Raw genomic sequence first — 2,987 nt, 5'->3', positions numbered from 1 at the left:
GGGACCACGTCAGGGGTGTGGCCCCGCCGTGACCGGCGCAGGGATCAAGCCTGACCGCCCGGAGCCGGTCACGGCGGGCCACACCCCCCACCGCAACCAACAAAGGACCACAAGGGACGGCAGCGAAACCCAGCAAAAGGAAACCGGCCGGCCCCCAGCGAAGGGGACCGGCCGGCCAAAAACGCAAAGCGTCACCAGAGCTGCTGGACGACGTCCGCCGCCTGCTCCTCCCACTGCGCGTAGGCGTACGGGAAGGCGGACACCTGAACGGTCTGCGCCGCCGCGGTCAGCGGCAGCTGCTGCCACCCACCGACGTTTTTCAGCGCGTTGAAGAACGCCTTGGCGGAGTAGTCCGGGTCGGTGATCTGCTCGGGCGAACCCCAACCGGACGACGGGCGCTGCTGGAACAGGCCCTGCGAGTCGTGGTCGTTGTACGCACCGAGGTGACCGAGGTTGTACAGCTTCGACTCCTGCAGCGAGGTCGCCACGCCGATGACGGCGCCGCGCTCGCCCACGCCGGTCTCCTTGGCCGCCTTGACGATGGCCTTGGCGTTGGCGATCTGCGCGTCGTCGAGCGGGATCCGCGACTGGGCGCCCTCGACGCCGTGCGGGATGAGCTTGTCCCGGCTCGGCTTCTCGGAGGCCGGCTGGTTCACCTTGTCGGCGCCGGTGGTCTGCGCGGGCACGACGGTTTCGGTCTTCTTGCCCGTTGCCAGGTCGATGGCGGCCACGGCGCCCGCATGGGGTCCGCCGGTCACCGGCGCGGCGATGGCGGTGGGGCCGAACGCCAGGGCGCCGATGGCGGCCACGCCCGCGACGCTCAGCGCGGCCTTGTTCTGCGGGATGTTCGCGATCTTGCTCCGCGTTGCCTCCGCGATCGCGGGCAGCCGTCGAGAGAAGTCCTGCCTGGTCTTGGCGATGGCGGGGAGCCATCGAGTGAAGTGCTGCTTCACGATGGTTGCCCTTTCGATCGTTACGACGCGCTCCGGGGTGAGCGCCCCTCGGGGAACTACCGGCCGGTAAGGGTTTACGGTCCGGCGGTACGGGGAACACAACCAGCTACCCGTGTCGGTCATTCCGGAAATGCCAGGTGCCGGCGAAGCTGCGGCCCAGGTCACGAGGGGTGTCGGACGAGCTCGTCGGCGGCGGCCGCGATGGGCATGAAGCGGCCTTTCCGGACAGCGAGGACGAACCTGCCGACGGCCCGGAGCGGGCGGCTTTCTCCGGTCAGCGGGCGGCGGGCGTACCGAACCGGACGAGGACGTGCCAGAGCTGCTTGAGGTGCTGGAGGGTGACCTCCGTTGGGCCCCGGTCGGCCCAGCGCCCGGGCTCCGTGACCACCGAGGCGGCCGCCCGGCCGATCAGCGCGGCGTGCACCGGCTCCCCCGGCCCGGCGAACTCCGCGTGCACGCGGGCGGCCAGCGGTGGGATGACCGGTCCCCGGAACTCCGGGTCGATCCCGTCCACCGGCAGTTCGAAGCCGGTGTGCCAGAGCAACGGGAATCCGTGCCGCCGGGCGATCCCGGCCAGCGTCCGCCCCGTCTCGGTGTCCCGGAACGACGGGTCGGCGACCAGCGCCGCGACGTCCCTCGCCAGGCTCAGCTCGCCGTGGATCTGCGCCTCGACGTAGTCGTCGAGCGCCCGACCGGGGGCACCGGGCCGCGCGGACTCCCGCTCCCGGCGGCCTACCAGCGTACGGAGCAGCCTCGCGCTGTCCATGCCCGCCACCCCGAGGCTGACGCCGGTGCCGGCGGTGGCCTCCAGCAGCGCCGCGAGCACCGGCTCGACGACGTCGACGGTGCCCAGATCCTTCGGGCCGAGGTGGCTGTCCCCGAAGCAGAGGGTCGTCCGGCCGAGGACCTCGGGACGCAGCCGCAGGTGACAGGAGCCGAACCGCGGGCAGGCGCCGTCCGGGTGGTCCAGCAGGTTCAGGCCGCCGTACTTGGGACGGTCGCGGGGCGTACGTCGCCGCTCTGGTACGCCCCGCCGAACAGCGTCTCCTCCCAGCGGTCCCGGCCCCCGCCCGGGAAGGCGGTCAGGCCGCCGTTGGAGATGCCCGTCTCGAACTGGCTGCGGTACACGCCCTCCTCGTCCAAGGCGGTCGCCACCGTGCGGCCGTCGCGCAGCAGGCGGTCCGGGTGGAAGTTGAGCGTCAGCCGGCCGTGCGCGGCGACCGCGGCGATCACGTCCTCCGGCCGGTACGCGGCGCCCGACCCGGCGAGGTGCCGGGCGATGACCGCGAGCGCGGCCGGCCGGTCCCGCAGGGCGACCTGCCGGACGTGCCGCAGGGCGGCGGACTGCGCCGGCGTGAGCGCGGCTGCGTCGGCGGGGGCGGTGCGGGGGACGGACACCGCCCGAGTATCGGCAGGCTCCCCGCCGGGCGCACCTGCATTTCCGCGGCCGACCGGGGTCAGCCGTCGCGGTCGGTGCCGAAGCCGTCGAGGGTGGTCCGCTCGTCCAGCGAGCGCAACTCCTGGAAGACGGTGATGTGCAGGCCCGCCGGCACGTCGAGTCGGGAGTTCAGCGACTGCCACGGGGTGACCGTCGGCGGGGCCACCTGGGACGCGCCTGCCGCGACCAGCCGGTCGGTGACGGCCTGTCGGTCCACTTCGAACGCCACCCGGATTCGCGGGGCGACCTGCCGGCCGACCTCCACCTCGTCGATCATCCGCTTCTGCGCCGGGTTGGCGATCTCCAGCGTGGCTCGGCCCGCCTCGAGGATCACCACCCGGGCACCGTCCCCGCCGGAGAACGCGGCCTGTTCGGGCAGGCCGAGCGCGTCGCGGAAGAAGGCGACCGCGGCGTCGTAGTCGTCGGCCTCCACGACCAGACGCAGCTGGCGGACGGCCGGCGGACGGCTGGCGGGATCATCGGTCATGGCAACTGATGCTAGATCCTTGGGTTCGAGAATCTGAACAACTGAGTCAGGTTTTCAGGCTGCGGTTTTGAGTCGTGCGCGGGCGATGTAGTCGTCGACGTGGTGGTCG

The 2,987-nt window shown here is 72.3% G+C and carries 2 protein-coding genes and 1 pseudogene; all 3 read right to left on the bottom strand.

Annotated elements, in window-relative coordinates:
• Window positions 1–191: 191 nt before the first annotated feature.
• The gene (locus JNW87_RS36825) at window positions 192–953 is read right to left on the bottom strand and encodes a hypothetical protein (RefSeq protein WP_201749975.1); all 762 of its coding nucleotides are present in this window, start codon (window positions 951–953) and stop codon (window positions 192–194) included.
• 274 nt (window positions 954–1,227) lie between these two features.
• A pseudogene (locus JNW87_RS36820) lies at window positions 1,228–2,108 on the bottom strand (DUF3626 domain-containing protein).
• Window positions 2,109–2,410: 302 nt separating this feature from the next.
• The gene (locus JNW87_RS36815; protein WP_109805272.1) at window positions 2,411–2,878 is read right to left on the bottom strand and encodes a VOC family protein; all 468 of its coding nucleotides are present in this window, start codon (window positions 2,876–2,878) and stop codon (window positions 2,411–2,413) included.
• Between the last annotated feature and the right edge of the window lie 109 nt (window positions 2,879–2,987).

The sequence above is a fragment of the Micromonospora sp. ATA51 genome (genome assembly GCF_016802855.1).
Classification (GTDB): Bacteria; Actinomycetota; Actinomycetes; order Mycobacteriales; family Micromonosporaceae; genus Micromonospora; species Micromonospora sicca.
Note: the sequence above shows the minus strand (reverse complement) of the source record. Positions and strands in the feature narration are given on the sequence as shown.

Bases quoted from the DNA above. Each gene is read 5' to 3' on its own strand.
- JNW87_RS36815 (WP_109805272.1), bottom strand. From the start codon at position 2,878: ATGACCGATGATCCCGCCAGCCGTCCGCCGGCCGTCCGCCAGCTGCGT.